Consider the following 14,985-nt stretch of genomic DNA (forward strand, 5'->3'; position numbering starts at 1 on the left):
GAGAGGGAATTTATTTAGTTTAGCGTTAATACTTTCTCAACTGCGGTGAAAAACCGTTGATTTTCTTCCGGCAAACCAATGCTCACTCGCAAATAATTTGGCATACCATAACCTGCGATTGGGCGAACAATCACGCCCTCATGCAATAAGGCTTGATAAATTGGTGCCGCTGGTTGTTTAAAATCAATGGTAATAAAATTGCCTTTAGACGGAATATAATCCAAACCATGCTGTTGACAAAAGGTTTCGTAACGTTGCATTTCTAAACGGTTATTTTCCGCCACCTGTTGCACAAAAACATCATCTTTTAACACCGCAATGGCTGCCGCTTGTGCCAAACTGTTGACATTAAACGGCTGACGTACACGATTAAAAAGATCGGCAATTTCTGGATTAGACACCGCATAACCGATACGCAATCCTGCTAAACCATAGGCTTTTGATAGCGTGCGAGAAATCACTAAATTCGGGTATTTTTTCAACAATCCAAAAGAATCCACTCGTTCATGTTCTGCAGTAAATTCAGTATAAGCCTCATCTAACACCACAATAATGCGTTCAGGTACTTGACGTAAAAAATCGTCAATTTCAGTTTCAGTTAAAAAATTCCCTGTAGGGTTATTCGGATTAGCAATATAAATTAATTTGGTTTTGTCATTGATCGCTGCTAAAAAGCCGTCTAAATCATGCCCCCAGTTTTTTGCTGGAATTTCACGAGCCACGGCATTAATGGCTTTAGTAACCAACGGATAAACAATAAACGCATATTGCGAATAAATAATTTCATCTTGTTCCGTAGCAAAGGTGTGAGCCACTAATTCAATAAAATCATTGGAGCCGTTAGCCAAGGTAATTTGCTCTGGCTGCACCGCAAATTTTTCCGCAATACAATGCTTTAACGCAAAGCCATTACTGTCGGGATAACGAGTGAGTTCATCAAGTTGGTTAATAATCGCTTGTTTGGCACTTGCTGGAAAACCAAAAGGATTTTCATTGGACGCCAGTTTAATAATATTGGCAATGCCCAATTCTCGTTCTAATTCTTCAATGGGTTTGCCTGCTTGATAAGGAGACAGGGATTGCACCCCTTGATTGGCTAAAGGTAAAAATTTCATAAAAATTGACCGCAGTTTAGGTTAAAAATGGGGCGAACGCTCGCCCAAATAGATTAAATATTAAGCATTTTCTTGTGCAAATTTCTGCATAAACGCAATTAAGGCTTGTACACCCTCAATCGGCATGGCATTGTAAATAGACGCACGCATACCGCCCAAGACTTTATGCCCTTTTAAGGCTTGTAAGCTGGCTTGAGTGGCCTCGGCAACAAATTTGGCATTCAGTTCGTCATTATCCGTGGTAAAAGTGACATTCATAATAGAACGGTTTTCTTCCGCCACATAATTACGATAAAAGCTGTTATTGTTCAAATAATGATATAACAATTCTGCTTTGGCACGATTGCGTTGTTCAGCCGCCTCCAAACCGCCTGTGGCTAACAAATGTTTAAACACCAAGCTACAAAGATACCAAGCAAAGGTTGGGGGTGTATTAATCATAGAATCGGACTTGGCTTGTACCGCATAATTCCAAATAGACGGTGTTTCCTTGCGAGCATGACCAATTAAATCTTCACGCACAATCACCAAAGTAATCCCCGACGGCCCCATATTCTTTTGAGCACCCGCATAAATCACACCAAATTTGCTAATATCAATATGACGAGAAAGAATATCAGAGGACATATCCGCCACCAAGACCGCATTGCCCACATTTGGCACATCAAAAATTTCCACGCCACTAATGGTTTCATTGGTGCAGTAATGCACATAATCATATTGTTCGGCAATATCAGTAAAATCCAAGCGTTCTACTCGCAAAGTGCGGTCAGAATTTAAGATATTTATTTCATCAACATGAGTAAAATTCGCTGCCTCTTTGGCTGCCACAGATGACCAATGTCCATCCACCAAATAAAGGGCTTTGCCTTTGTGATTGGCTAAATTCATTGGTACCGCCGCAAATTGCCCCCTTGCACCGCCTTGTAAAAACAAGACTTTATAATTATCTGGAATCCGAAATAATTCACGTAAATCTTTCTCACATTGCGTAATCATTTCCATAAAATACTTGCCACGATGGCTCACTTCCATCACGGACGTCCCCTGTGCTTGCCAGTTTAATAATTCGGCTTGGGCTTGTTCTAATACGGCGGTCGGGATCATTGCGGGACCGGCACTAAAATTAAAGATTTGTGTCATGGCGACTTCCTGTGTTTAATGTTGCATTTTCTATTAAAATAATTGTTATGTTTTACCACCACAACCGCCGATAGGCAACGAATTTTTCACGAAATCCCCTGAAAAAATTGATCTTAACCATAAATTCTGCATTAACACTTTGACGAAACTGACAAAAAAGGATAAATTAAGCTATCTTTTTTAATAGTGAGTACAAAATTATGGAAAATGTGAATAAACAATCCTTCCAAGACGTTTTAGAATATGTGCGTTTATATCGTCAACGTAATAAGTTATTACGTGAAATTGGCGATAATGACCGCAAAATTCGTGACAATAAAAAACGTTTGTTGTTATTGGATAATTTGAACGAGTATATTCGTGACGATATGAGTATTGCGGATGTGCGTGCGATTATCGAAAATATGCATGATGACTATGAAGGCCGTGTGGATGATTATATGATCAAAAACGCCGATCTTTCCAAACAACGCCGTGAAATCAAAGCAAAAATGAAAGAGCAAAATAAAGCTCATGCGGCTTTATTAGGCAAAAACAACAAATAATTTTGCTTTAACATATACCTTTAAAGAGCCTATAACAAAATGGGGGATAGGCTCCTCTCCCCCAATTCCACGCCTATCACTGCAATTTTTTGATTTCTTCAACCGATAAACCAACCGCTTTAGAAATAAGTTCTACATCCAAACCAAGGGAAAGCATATTCCTTGTTACCGACTTCATATTTTCTAGCTTGCCTTCTTGAATTCCTTCCTGTAAGCCTTCTTTTTTCCAATACTGTTTTACGGCGTATTCGTCCCATTTGCGTTTTAAGCTAACATCATACATTTCCTTTTCCCCTTTACTTAGGTTGCTGTATTCGGCAATTTGGAACAGTTTTTGAAAAATCGGCTTTTTCAAATAAACGGGCAATTTGTCTAATCTTGACATATTTTTTAACACAAATAACCATTTATCCAAATCGCTTTCTAGTGCATTTTCTGTTTTGCTAAAATTGAGCAATTCAATATAGATGAAACCCAGTTTATCATAAAAGATTTCCCCTGTCTTTCGGTTGCAAAGGCAAATATCGTGCAAGTAATCTTGCGTATCGGAAAAGTGAAAACCGTCCATAATTGCAATCACATACACTTCGTTAATGGCATACGCCCATTGTTCTCGTTTACCTTTAAGTGCTTGGTCGCTGATAAGTTTACTGCCGTAATAAATAGTACGTTCTTTGAAATTTTCTTGACGACTGCGTTGGACTTCAATGATAAATTGACTATCGTCATCTGCGGTACAAATCAAGTCAAAAATCACTGTACCTAATTTGGACGTATCGCCCACCTGTTCATTTTTGTTGTAAACCAAATCTTTAATGATTTTTCTACCTTGAAATAAATCATTAAGAAAATCAATCAATATATCTTTGTTCACATCCGTACCAAAAACACGTTTAAAGCCGTAATCGGTAGTCAGATCAATATAGCGTGAAAATTGTTGCATTGTGTTACTCCCTTTTGAAATAAGTAGGAGCATTATTCACTGCGGTCTAAAAATCACAAGATTTGATATTTCATTTTGGAATCAAGATCACAAAAATACGTATTTTAAAGAGAGAAACCTTATGTATTTTGCATAAAAAAGCACCCAACCGTCATTGAGTGCCTTTGATTACTGGAGTTTTGCTCAAAAATAAAGCCGTTAAATAATAGCAGATTGTCATTCCATCGCCCCACGGCGTGTTTTTACACCGCCAACAATTGCAGCCCCACAAATCCCCAATCCTTTAACACTTTTTCTTTCTGCTGAAAATCATCGGGGCGTTGGGTACAAAAAGCGATATTTTCTGCGGTTGCATCGCTCACGTCCGCCAATAAACTGGCGACTCGATTGGCAATGCCTTCTGCGGGATCCACAAAATATTTCACTTGCGGTAATAATTGGTGTAATTCGTCTTTTACTAGGGGGAAATGGGTGCAGCCTAAAATCACGGTGTCCAGTGCGTCGATGTGTTGCCAAGGTTTAATTTCATTGGCTAAATGAGCTAAATCCAATTTACCTGTTTGCTGTTTTTGCTCTGCCATTTCCACTAAAGCGGTGGAGCCGATTTTTTCCACGGTGCAATCGGGGGCGTATTTTTCAATAAGATCTGTCACATAATCCCGTTCTACCGTGCCTTTAGTCGCCAATAAACCGATGACTTTAGTTTGCGATAATTTGGCTGCGGGTTTAATGGCGGGTACCGTTCCCACCACAGGAAAGGCAAATTTGGCTCGCAAGGCGGGCAATACCACGGTGCTAGCGGTGTTGCATGCCACCACCACCATATCAATGGCGAATTGCTCGGCTAATGTCCCCACAATTTTTTCTGCTCGCTCAATTAATAAGGGCGTGGATTTTTCCGAATAGGGAAAAAAGGCGTTGTCCAAGCAATACAAATAGCGTGCGTTAGGGAAATGATGGCGAACGGCATCATAGATAGTTAAACCGCCCATTCCTGAATCATATAAAAGTATCGTTGTCATAAAATCTTCTCAAAAAATACCGCACTTTAAGCGTTACTATATATTTCTTTATTATTTAACCAACGTTTAATCAACGCATCTGCCACATCGGGGTATTTTACAATCAGTTGTTTCGCATAATGTTGCACGGTTGGGATCATTTTGCGATCTCGCATTAAATTGGCGACTTTAAATTCCGCCACGCCCGTTTGTTTGGTACCTAGCACTTCCCCCGGCCCCCGAATTTCCAAATCTCGCTCGGAAATCACAAAACCGTCTTGACTATCTCGCAACACTTGCAAGCGTTTTTGCGAAATTTTGCCCAACGGCGGTTTATACATTAGCACGCAAAAAGACGCCGTACTACCGCGCCCAACCCGTCCACGTAATTGGTGTAACTGCGATAAACCCAACCGTTCGGCATTTTCAATAATCATTAGGCTCGCATTGGGCACATCTACCCCCACTTCTATCACTGTGGTTGCCACCAACAAATCCAGTTTGGCCTCTTTAAATGACTGCATAATCTGTTGTTTTTCGGCAGGTTTTAGCCGTCCGTGAACTAAGCCAATGCGTAACTGTGGCAAGGCATTACGCAAGTCTTCTGCAATGGCTTCGGCGGCTTGGGCTTCCAATACTTCGCTTTCATCGATCAGTGTACACACCCAATAGGCTTGGCGTTTTTCTTGCGTACAGGCATTATGCACCCGTGCCACGATTTCAGCTCGGCGTTCTTCGGACATTACTACGGTGGTAATCGGCGTTCGCCCTGGGGGAAGTTCATCAATAATCGACGTATCCAAATCCGCATACACGGTCATTGCCAGCGTTCTCGGAATTGGGGTCGCCGTCATAATTAATTGGTGCGGATAAAAGCCCGCTTTTTCGCCTTTTTCTCGCAACATTAAACGTTGATGCACGCCGAAACGGTGTTGTTCATCAATAATCACCAAGGCTAAATTGGCAAATTCTACTTCTTGTTGAAATAAGGCGTGCGTACCGACGACCATTTGTACCGCCCCTGTTTGGATTTTTTCTAATTCGGCGGTACGAGCTTTGCCTTTCACTTTGCCAGCCAACCAACCCACTTCAATCCCCAACGGCTCAAACCAACGGCGGAAATTTTGGGCGTGTTGTTCGGCTAAAATTTCAGTGGGTGCCATTAAGGCGACCTGTTTGTCATTATCAATCGCCAACAAAGCAGCAAGGGCTGCCACTAAGGTTTTGCCCGATCCCACATCGCCTTGCACGAGTCGCATCATTGGATGATCTAAGGCTAAATCTTGTTCAATATCTGCCGTGACTCGCTGTTGCGCATTGGTGGGTTGAAACGGCAATTTTGCTAGAAAACGTTGTTTTAAATCCGTTTGATAGTGCAACGGCAACGCATAATGTTGCTGCGTCCCCAAACGGACTTTTTGCATGGCTAAATTATGCGCCAATAATTCTTCAAAAATTAACCGCACTTGAGCGGGGTGTTGCCCTTTTTCGAGCATGTCTAGGGAAATATCAGGCGGTGGGCGGTGTAAAAAGCGAATGGCGTCTTTTAGGCTAAAGGGATTTGGGTTAAATTCATTGGGTAAAATTTCCGCAATTTGGATCTTATCTAATAATTCAAGGGCTTGATCGGTGAGCTTGCGCAAGGACGTTTGTTTTAGCCCCTCCGTGGTAGCATAAATCGGTGTGAGCGTTTCATCTAATTGCAACGGCTGATTATCCCGAATGATTTGGTACTCAGGGTGATGAATTTCCGCCATAAACCGACCTCGTTTCACTTCACCAAAGGCTTTCACTCGCACGCCAATTTGAAAGCTGTTTTTCATGCCCGCATTAAAGTTAAAGAAACGCAACATGATTTTCGCCGTACCATCTGACAGGCTCACCGTTAAGATCGGGCGACGACCGAATTGGACGTCGCAAGTTTGTACTACGGCCTCAATGGTGGCGTATTGTTCAGGACGAAGATCTGCAATCGGTGTAATGCAAGTACGATCTTCATAACGAGTGGGTAAATGAAATAATAGGTCTTGTAAATTATTAATACCTAAACGGCTTAACTTGGCGGAAACTGCCGCACCCACACCCGATAAAGTGGTTAAAGGAACGGCATCAAGAAGTTGTAGGCTCATGATTACACAGCATTAATATTGCGTTCAACACGCACTACGCCAGCAAGGTGCTGAATTTTACGCACCATTTTGGCCAAATGTTTGGTATTTTGTGTCGTAATCACTAAAACGGCAAACGAGCTATCGCCATCTTCTTCTGTCCAGACACTATGCACCTGACTTTGCAAGGTAGATAAGGCCATCATGATTAAACCCAAAGCCTGTTGTTCTCGCATCTCAATGCGTAATTCCACTTCAAAATGTTGATCTGCAATATGATCTGTCCAATCTAACAACGCAAAATGCCCTTGATGACAAGTTAAGGTTGCGCAGTTTTTATGATGAACCACCAAACGATTGTGTTCATCTTCATAGGCACAAATAGGATCGCCCCAAATTGGATGGCAACAATTCGCCAAAATACGGGCCTTGACCGACGGTGCAGAAACTGCGGTATTTTCTGCCCAATTTTTTAATTCTTGTCGAATTTTTGCTCTGGCTCTCCCCGTTACCACGGAATTTAACCAGTTTTCTTGCGGTCTAGCATTGTCGTCCGTCACAATATCCACCGTTTGTCCAGAAGATAACGGTTGATAAAGCGGATAATCTTCCCGATCCACTTGGGCACCGATACATTTATTGCCCACATCTGTATGTACCGCATAAGCAAAATCCACGGCGGTTGCCCCTTGTGGCAATTCAATAATCCGTCCTTTCGGCGTGAACACATAAATTTCGTGCGAGAATAAATCGGACTTCACGCTTTCAATAAATTCAAACGAATTGCCCGCACTTTGCTGTAATTCAATCAAACTTTGGAGCCAACGTTGCGCCTTAATTTGTGCGGTGGTGCTGTCGTTCTTGCCGTCTACTTTATAAGCCCAATGAGCGGTAATCCCCATTTCCGCCATATTATCCATTTCTTCGGTGCGGATCTGAATTTCCACCAACACACCTTTCGGTCCAATCGTCGAGGTATGCAAAGCCTGATAACCATTGGCTTTTGGCACCGCAATATAATCTTTAAACTGGCCAGCACGAGGTTTATACAAGGCATGTACCACGCCTAAAGTGCGGTAACATTCATCAACGCTGTTGACGATAATGCGGAAATCATAAATATCTAAAATAGAACGAAATTCTTGATCACGTTGTTTCATATTTTGATAAATATAAAACAGCGGTTTTTCACGCCCAAATACTCGAGCGGTAATCGGAACATTTTTTAGACGAGTTTGTAATCCATCTAAAATCGGTTGAATCAATTCTTGCTGACGACTACGGGCCAACTGAATAACTTTTTGTAACACCGCATAACGTTGCGGGTGCATGGCCTGAAAGCACAGATCTTCTAGTTCATTTTTAACATGTTCAATGCCTAAACGATGAGCCAAAGGACTGTAAATTTCAAGGGTTTCTTTCGCGATACGGCGACGCTTGTCAGGACGTAACGCCCCTAAGGTACGCATATTATGGGTGCGGTCAGCGAGCTTGATTAACACCACACGAATATCTTTCGTCATGGCTAAAATCATCTTGCGGAAACTTTCCGCATGGGCTTCTTGGCGAGTACGGAATTTCAGTTTGTCCAATTTCGACACGCCGTCCACAATTTCCGCCACCGATTTACCAAAGGCTGCGGTCAACTGTTCTTCCGTATAAGGCGTATCTTCAATCACATCATGCAACAAGGCGGCCATCACGGCCTCATGATCCAAGTGCATGTCTGCGATAATACAGGCCACCGCCACGGGATGGGTAATATAAGGCTCACCACTTGAACGAAATTGCCCCTCATGACCGTCTTTAGCCATCAAGAAAGCACGTTTAATCAACTCAATTTGTTCAGCGGGTAAATATTCCTGAATAATCTTTTCTAACGGTTCAAAAAAAAGCATATTTACTTACCTTATACTTACTTTAGATGTCAAACAGCGAACCTAAAATGCCAGAAAATGAACCGCACTTATTCCGTCACAAAGGCCGTTGCTTGGGTTTCTTTTTCCGCATAAGCAAAGGCATCATGACGTTCTTGCTGATTCATAATTTCATCATTAATCAACCCTTTTTCAATCTCTCTTAAAGCGATTACCGTCGGTTTATCATTTTCCTCAGGCACCAGAGGTTCTGATTGATTTAACTGTAATTGTCTTGCACGACGAGAGGCCGTTAAAATCAAGTCAAAACGATTACCAATTTTTTCCACTGCGTCTTGTACGGTTACACGCGCCATATTTTACTCCAATAATAATTCACATTTTTTGCTATAAAGGGAAATATAATACTAAACTGCAGGCTATTTTGCTAGTAATTCATGAATTAAGCCTTGATTTTCCTGTTTTTGATAGCCTAAAGTCAGTTTTTCGGCTCGCAAAATGCTTTGCAAGTCCACTAATGCTTGCTCAAAATTGTCATTGATAATCACATAATCATATTCATCATAATGGGAAATTTCCGCTTTGGCCTTTGCCATCCGATCGGCAATCACCTCAGCACTGTCCTGTCCTCGCCCAATTAAACGGCGTTCTAATTCTGGCAATGACGGTGGCAAAATAAAAATACTTTTTACTGACCGCACTTTTTCTCGGATCTGTCTGGCGCCTTGCCAATCAATATCCAAAAAGACATCTATACCTTGCGCCAGATTTTTTTCAATGGCCGGTAACGACGTGCCATAATAATTGCCACCGAACACCTTGGCATATTCCAAAAACGCCCCTTGTTCAATCAGGGATTCAAATTCCGCCACCGAAACAAAATGATAATGGACACCGTCCACTTCCCCGGGGCGTGGCTGACGGGTGGTGTGCGACACTGACACCATTCTGTTTTTCCCTTGTTCCTTGTCTAACAAAGCCGAAATCAATGATGATTTCCCTGCGCCACTGGGTGCCGATAAAATATATAAATTACCTTGTGCCATATTTCCCCCTTATGATGATATTTTTCCCTATTATGCCCTTAAGGCCGATAAAAAGCATTATAAAGTGCGGTGAAAATTTTAATAATAATTTAATTCAAAAATTTGATCGAGATCACAAAAGTTTCGCACAACGGCATGCCGATTATTTCGTTATTTAAAAAAATCGTGCTATAATCGCCGACTGTCAGGTAGTTGACTTAACCAAAGTCATGAACTGTACAAATTTTGTTTAACTTTAAATAATAGGTGAAAATCTTATGGCAATTAAAATTGGTATTAACGGCTTTGGCCGTATCGGTCGTATCGTATTCCGTGCTGCACAAAAACGTTCAGACATTGAAGTGGTAGGTATCAACGACTTAATCGACGTTGATTACATGGCTTACATGTTAAAATACGATTCAACTCACGGTCGTTTTGACGGTACTGTTGAAGTGCGTGATGGCAAATTAGTGGTAAACGGTAAAGAAATCCGTGTGACTGCTGAACGTGATCCAGCTAACTTAAACTGGGGTGCAATCGGTGTGGATATCGCCGTTGAAGCAACAGGTTTATTCTTAACTAAAGAAACCGCTGAGAAACACATCACCGCTGGTGCAAAAAAAGTGGTTTTAACTGGTCCATCTAAAGACGCCACTCCAATGTTCGTAAAAGGTGTAAACTTCAACTCTTATAAAGGCGAACCAATTGTGTCTAACGCATCTTGTACAACAAACTGCTTAGCACCATTAGCCCGTGTTATCCACGAAACTTTCGGTATCAAAGACGGTTTAATGACCACAGTTCACGCCACTACAGCAACGCAAAAAACCGTTGATGGTCCATCTGCTAAAGACTGGCGTGGTGGTCGTGGTGCATCTCAAAACATCATCCCATCTTCAACTGGTGCTGCTAAAGCGGTTGGTAAAGTATTACCAGCATTAAACGGCAAATTAACAGGTATGGCGTTCCGTGTTCCTACTACTAACGTTTCTGTGGTTGACTTAACTGTAAATCTTGAAAAAGCAGCAAGCTACGAAGAAATCAAAAAAGCCATCAAAGATGCTGCGGAAGGTAAAACATTCAACGGCGAATTAAAAGGCGTGTTAGGCTACACTGAAGATGCCGTCGTTTCTACTGACTTCAACGGTGCCGTTGAAACTTCAGTATTCGATGCAGACGCAGGTATCGCTTTAACGGATACTTTCGTGAAATTAGTGTCTTGGTATGACAACGAAACTGGCTACTCAAACAAAGTATTAGACTTAGTAGCTCACGTTTATAATTACAAAGGTTAATTTTTAATTAGCATTTGAAAAAGAAACCCAATCACGGAAGTGATTGGGTTTTTGCCTAGTTAAATGAAAAACTAACTGGCTATTTAATACCCTTACTCAGTCAATTTACGATAACTATCACAACCATCTTGTAAACCGCTATCGCAAGACTGACCAAACCACTTTTTCGCTAGTCGTTTATCTTGTTTTACACCTTGCCCACTATAATATAAAAATCCCAAATTATACTGTGCCTCAGCCACCCCTTGCGTAGCCGCTTTTTGATACCAATCGGCTGCTTTCTTATAATCCTGCTTCACCCCTCGCCCTTTCTCATACATTAAAGCAAGGTTAAACTGCCCAGAAGCCAATCCTTGCTCTGCTGCTTTTTGATACCAATGGAATGCCTGTTTATAATCTTGTTTTACACCCTGCCCATTGTAATATAAACCCCCAATCTGAGTTTGGGCATCAGGATCACCTTTCTCAGCGGCTTTTTGAAACCAAGATAACGCTTTTTTATAATCTTGTTTTGTGCCTTGCCCCTTCTTATACATTAACGCAAGATTGTGCTGCGCACCCGCATGATCTTGCTCTGCAGCTTTTTGATACCAATACAAAGCCTGCTTGTCATCTTGTTTCGTACCTTGTCCATTTCTATACATTAAAGCCAAATTATATTGCACACTTGCATAACCACGCTCAGCCAATTTTTTAAATAATTCAAAGGCTTTCGGATAATCTTGTGCTGTACCATTGCCTTCATAATATTTCATTGCCAAATCAAATTGCGAACGTTCATCGCCTTGTTCTGCCTTTACCGTTAAATCATCAATTTCATTGGCATAAGTCGTAGAAAATGACAAACCTATTAAGGTTGCTAAAAGTAATTTTTTAACCATCATTGAATCTCCCTATAAATAAAAATCTTCGTCATTCTACCATTATTTTTATTTTACACAATTCGTCCTATTATAAGAGCTATTGTTCAACCACAATAAAATCAGGACAACCACCAAAAACTCTGCTAAAATGCACCGCACTTTTATATGATAAACAACGTGGTTCGCAACCCTCCCACGCTAAAAAACTAAGGAAACACAATGCAACTTTTCAATCCGAATCACGACCGCAAGGCGGTGGTGATCTTTTCAGGTGGACAGGATTCCACCACCTGCTTACTTCAAGCGATTCAACAATATGGCAAAAATAACGTGGAAACTATCACGTTTAAATATGGACAACGTCACGCTATTGAATTAGATAAAGCGCAATGGATTTGCCAAGATCTCGGCATAAAACAAACCCTAATTGATATGGAAAGTACGCAGATTTTCTCTGCTAATGCTATGATGAGCAATACAGAAATCAAAACCGGCGAGAACGGCGTACCCAATACCCTAGTGGACGGTCGCAATGCGTTATTTTTACTCTATGCGGCAATTTACGCCAAAGGGCAAGGAATTACTGATATTATCACTGGCGTATGTGAAACCGATTTTAGTGGCTACCCTGATTGTCGTGATGTGTTTATTAAATCCATGAATGTCACGTTGAACCTAGCCATGGATTATAATTTCCGTGTCATCACGCCGTTGATGTATTTAACCAAAGCCCAAACTTGGCAATTAGCCGATGAATTGGGGGCGTTAGATTATGTGCAACAACATAGCCACACATGTTATTTAGGTGTTGACGGTGGTTGCGGAGAATGTCCAAGTTGCTTGTTACGCAATAAAGGGCTAAACGAATATTTAATGTTAAAACAACAAAGTGCGGTGAAAAATGTTTAAAGTTTCAAAAGAATTCAGCTTTGATATGGCACATATTTTGGACGGTCATGACGGTAAGTGCCAAAATTTGCATGGACATACTTATAAATTACAGGTAGAAGTGAGCGGTGATTTAGTCGCTGACGGAGCGAAAAAAGGCATGGTAATCGATTTTACGGATGTGAAAACTGTGGTCAAACGTGCTATTTTAGATCCCATGGATCATGCCTTTATTTATGACACTACTAGCCAAAGAGAATGTAAAATTGCCAACTTACTCAATGAGTTAAATTCAAAAACATTCGGTATTCCAGTACGCACCACCGCCGAAGAAATGGCACGTTTTATGTTTAATCGTTTGAAAACAGAATTGCCAATCTCTGCTATTCGCTTATGGGAAACCCCGACTTCCTTTTGTGAATATCGAGAATAATCGCAGTGCATTTAATTAATGAACCCAAATTTCCCATTGTCGAAATTTTTGAAAGCCTACAAGGGGAAGGGGCAAATACAGGCATGCCGAGTATTTTTGTGCGTTTTGGCAAATGTAATCTGGCTTGCCCTTGGTGCGACACCAATTACAATGAATTTGAGCAGTGGACATTAAGCCAAATCTTGCAAAAAGTGCGGTCATTTTCTGCCAAGAATATTATCATTACTGGTGGCGAACCCACGATTCAGGCAGGGATCGCACTACTGTTAGACCGCCTCAAAGCAGACGGCTATTTTCTTGCCATTGAAACCAATGGCTTAAAAGAAATTCCGTCTCAAATTGACTATATTGCCACCAGCCCAAAGGCAATGTATGCTAAAAAATACCAAAACCGCTGCATTGAATTTGCTCACGAAGTACGCATTGTGGTCGATGAAAAAGACGATAATGTACAAGATTTCTGTCAGCTAATTGAAAGCAAAATCCAAGCGGATAATTATTATTTATCCCCTTGCGAAATTGACGGCAAAATGAATTTGCTCGAAACCATTACGTTTTTAGGCAAACTCAATCAACGCCCGAATAAGCCGAAATGGCAGTTGAGTATTCAGACACATAAGTTGATTGGGATTGAGTAGACGAAAAAAAGCCCTGCACACAATAGCAGGGCATTTTAGTGAGAAATTAAACTAATTTATTCGCTACGTCTAACAAATCTGCTTTAAACGGACGACGCATATTATCAATGGCATCAATAATATCATGGTGAACCAATTTTTCGTTTTTGATACCAATACAACGCCCTTTTTCACCTTGAAGTAAAAGTTCTACCGCATAAACACCCATACGAGAGGCCAAAATACGGTCAAAGGCAGAGGGTGTGCCACCACGTTGAATATGACCCAATACGGTTGCACGAGTTTCATTACCCACACGAGCTTCAATATCTTTAGCTAATTGATGTACATCGGTGACTAACTCTGTAATTACAATTAATGCGTGGTTTTTACCCTCGGCGAAACTGCTTTCAATTTCTTGAATCAAATCTTCTTTATTAAAACCGATTTCAGCAGGAATCGCATATTCGCATCCCCCGGCAATGGCGGCTGAAAGAGTTAAATCGCTACAATGACGCCCCATGATTTCCACAATCGAAATACGTTTATGTGAGCTTGATGTATCACGTAAACGGTCAATACACACAACGGCAGTTTCTAATGCGGTTTGATAACCAATGGTGTAATCGGTACCCGGAATATCGTTATCAATAGTACCTGGTAAACCGATACAAGGGAAACCATGTTCTTCGGTTAATAATTTCGCACCTGTATAAGAACCGTCCCCACCAATGACCACTAAGGCGTCAATACCATGTGAACGTAAAATTTCCGCACACTCGGCACGTACGGCCGGATCTTTAAATTCTGGGAAACGTGCAGAACCTAAAAATGTACCGCCTCGGTTAATGATATTCGATACGCTATAACGTGTTAAGGGTTTAATATTATTTTGATGTAAACCACGGTACCCATCATAAATACCGTAAACTTCTAAACCTTTATCTAATGCTGAACGCACCACCGCACGAATGGCGGCATTCATACCTGGTGCATCACCACCACTGGTTAATACTGCAATTTTTTTAATCATGTCTGTTACCTTTTATTAAATATAAAAATCCGATAAATTTTTGCGTGCTAAGATTACACTATTCCCCTATTCGGCTCTAGTAAAATTTCGCAATTT

The 14,985-nt window shown here is 41.1% G+C and carries 15 protein-coding genes and 1 riboswitch; of the genes, 5 read left to right on the forward strand and 10 right to left on the reverse strand.

The window, feature by feature from the left end:
- Positions 1-14: 14 nt before the first annotated feature.
- The gene (gene hisC, locus ACTG7L_RS03875; RefSeq protein ID WP_439327483.1) at positions 15-1,115 is read right to left on the reverse strand and encodes a histidinol-phosphate transaminase; all 1,101 of its coding nucleotides are present in this window, start codon (positions 1,113-1,115) and stop codon (positions 15-17) included.
- Between the two features lie 60 nt (positions 1,116-1,175).
- Complete coding sequence (gene serC / locus ACTG7L_RS03880; protein WP_439327484.1) at positions 1,176-2,258, reverse strand: 3-phosphoserine/phosphohydroxythreonine transaminase; 1,083 nt, start codon at positions 2,256-2,258, stop codon at positions 1,176-1,178.
- A 200-nt stretch (positions 2,259-2,458) separates the two neighbouring features.
- Here serC and ACTG7L_RS03885 point away from each other — a divergent pair, with 200 nt between their 5' ends.
- Positions 2,459-2,803, forward strand: coding sequence for a DUF496 family protein (locus tag ACTG7L_RS03885; protein WP_439327485.1), 345 nt, complete (start codon positions 2,459-2,461; stop codon positions 2,801-2,803).
- A 76-nt stretch (positions 2,804-2,879) separates the two neighbouring features.
- Here ACTG7L_RS03885 and ACTG7L_RS03890 read toward each other — a convergent pair whose 3' ends face one another.
- The 6 genes from ACTG7L_RS03890 to gmk form a co-directional block, all read right to left on the reverse strand.
- Complete coding sequence (locus tag ACTG7L_RS03890) at positions 2,880-3,746, reverse strand: Rpn family recombination-promoting nuclease/putative transposase (RefSeq protein WP_439327486.1); 867 nt, start codon at positions 3,744-3,746, stop codon at positions 2,880-2,882.
- A gap of 242 nt (positions 3,747-3,988) precedes the next feature.
- Positions 3,989-4,768: a glutamate racemase gene (gene murI / locus ACTG7L_RS03895; protein WP_439327487.1), complete on the reverse strand. Its 780-nt coding sequence runs from the start codon at positions 4,766-4,768 to the stop codon at positions 3,989-3,991.
- A 26-nt stretch (positions 4,769-4,794) separates the two neighbouring features.
- Positions 4,795-6,876 carry an ATP-dependent DNA helicase RecG gene (gene recG / locus ACTG7L_RS03900; RefSeq protein WP_439327488.1) on the reverse strand — a complete coding sequence of 694 codons (2,082 nt, stop codon included), beginning with the start codon at positions 6,874-6,876 and terminating at the stop codon, positions 4,795-4,797.
- A gap of 2 nt (positions 6,877-6,878) precedes the next feature.
- Entirely contained in the window at positions 6,879-8,753 is a 1,875-nt protein-coding gene (locus ACTG7L_RS03905; RefSeq protein WP_439327489.1) for a RelA/SpoT family protein, read from the reverse strand.
- 68 nt (positions 8,754-8,821) lie between these two features.
- Positions 8,822-9,088, reverse strand: coding sequence for a DNA-directed RNA polymerase subunit omega (gene rpoZ / locus ACTG7L_RS03910; protein WP_439241198.1), 267 nt, complete (start codon positions 9,086-9,088; stop codon positions 8,822-8,824).
- 63 nt (positions 9,089-9,151) lie between these two features.
- On the reverse strand, positions 9,152-9,778 hold the full coding sequence (gene gmk, locus ACTG7L_RS03915) for a guanylate kinase (RefSeq protein WP_439327490.1): 627 nt from the start codon (positions 9,776-9,778) through the stop codon (positions 9,152-9,154).
- 257 nt (positions 9,779-10,035) lie between these two features.
- Between gmk and gap the strand changes: the two genes are divergently transcribed.
- Positions 10,036-11,055 carry a type I glyceraldehyde-3-phosphate dehydrogenase gene (gene gap, locus ACTG7L_RS03920; RefSeq protein WP_439327491.1) on the forward strand — a complete coding sequence of 340 codons (1,020 nt, stop codon included), beginning with the start codon at positions 10,036-10,038 and terminating at the stop codon, positions 11,053-11,055.
- 92 nt (positions 11,056-11,147) lie between these two features.
- Here gap and ACTG7L_RS03925 read toward each other — a convergent pair whose 3' ends face one another.
- A complete protein-coding gene (locus ACTG7L_RS03925) occupies positions 11,148-11,939 on the reverse strand; it encodes a tetratricopeptide repeat protein (protein WP_439327492.1) in 792 nt (263 codons plus the stop codon).
- A 150-nt stretch (positions 11,940-12,089) separates the two neighbouring features.
- Positions 12,090-12,134, forward strand: a riboswitch (PreQ1 riboswitch).
- Between the two features lie 3 nt (positions 12,135-12,137).
- Here ACTG7L_RS03925 and queC point away from each other — a divergent pair.
- From queC to ACTG7L_RS03940, 3 genes are read left to right on the forward strand one after another with little or no spacing between them, the layout of a single operon-like run.
- A complete protein-coding gene (gene queC / locus ACTG7L_RS03930; protein ID WP_439327493.1) occupies positions 12,138-12,827 on the forward strand; it encodes a 7-cyano-7-deazaguanine synthase QueC in 690 nt (229 codons plus the stop codon).
- Positions 12,820-13,239 (forward strand): 6-carboxytetrahydropterin synthase QueD, encoded by a 420-nt coding sequence (gene queD / locus ACTG7L_RS03935; protein WP_439257711.1) that lies wholly within the window; start codon positions 12,820-12,822, stop codon positions 13,237-13,239. The genes queC and queD overlap by 8 nt, the downstream gene beginning before the upstream one ends.
- Positions 13,240-13,244: 5 nt before the next feature.
- A complete protein-coding gene (locus ACTG7L_RS03940; RefSeq protein WP_439257712.1) occupies positions 13,245-13,877 on the forward strand; it encodes a 7-carboxy-7-deazaguanine synthase QueE in 633 nt (210 codons plus the stop codon).
- A gap of 46 nt (positions 13,878-13,923) precedes the next feature.
- Here the strand turns inward: ACTG7L_RS03940 and pfkA are convergent, their stop codons facing one another.
- Positions 13,924-14,889 (reverse strand): 6-phosphofructokinase, encoded by a 966-nt coding sequence (gene pfkA, locus ACTG7L_RS03945; protein ID WP_439327494.1) that lies wholly within the window; start codon positions 14,887-14,889, stop codon positions 13,924-13,926.
- Positions 14,890-14,985 lie beyond the last annotated feature (96 nt).

This window comes from Lonepinella sp. BR2357, from assembly GCF_051851525.1.
Classification (GTDB): Bacteria; Pseudomonadota; Gammaproteobacteria; order Enterobacterales; family Pasteurellaceae; genus Lonepinella.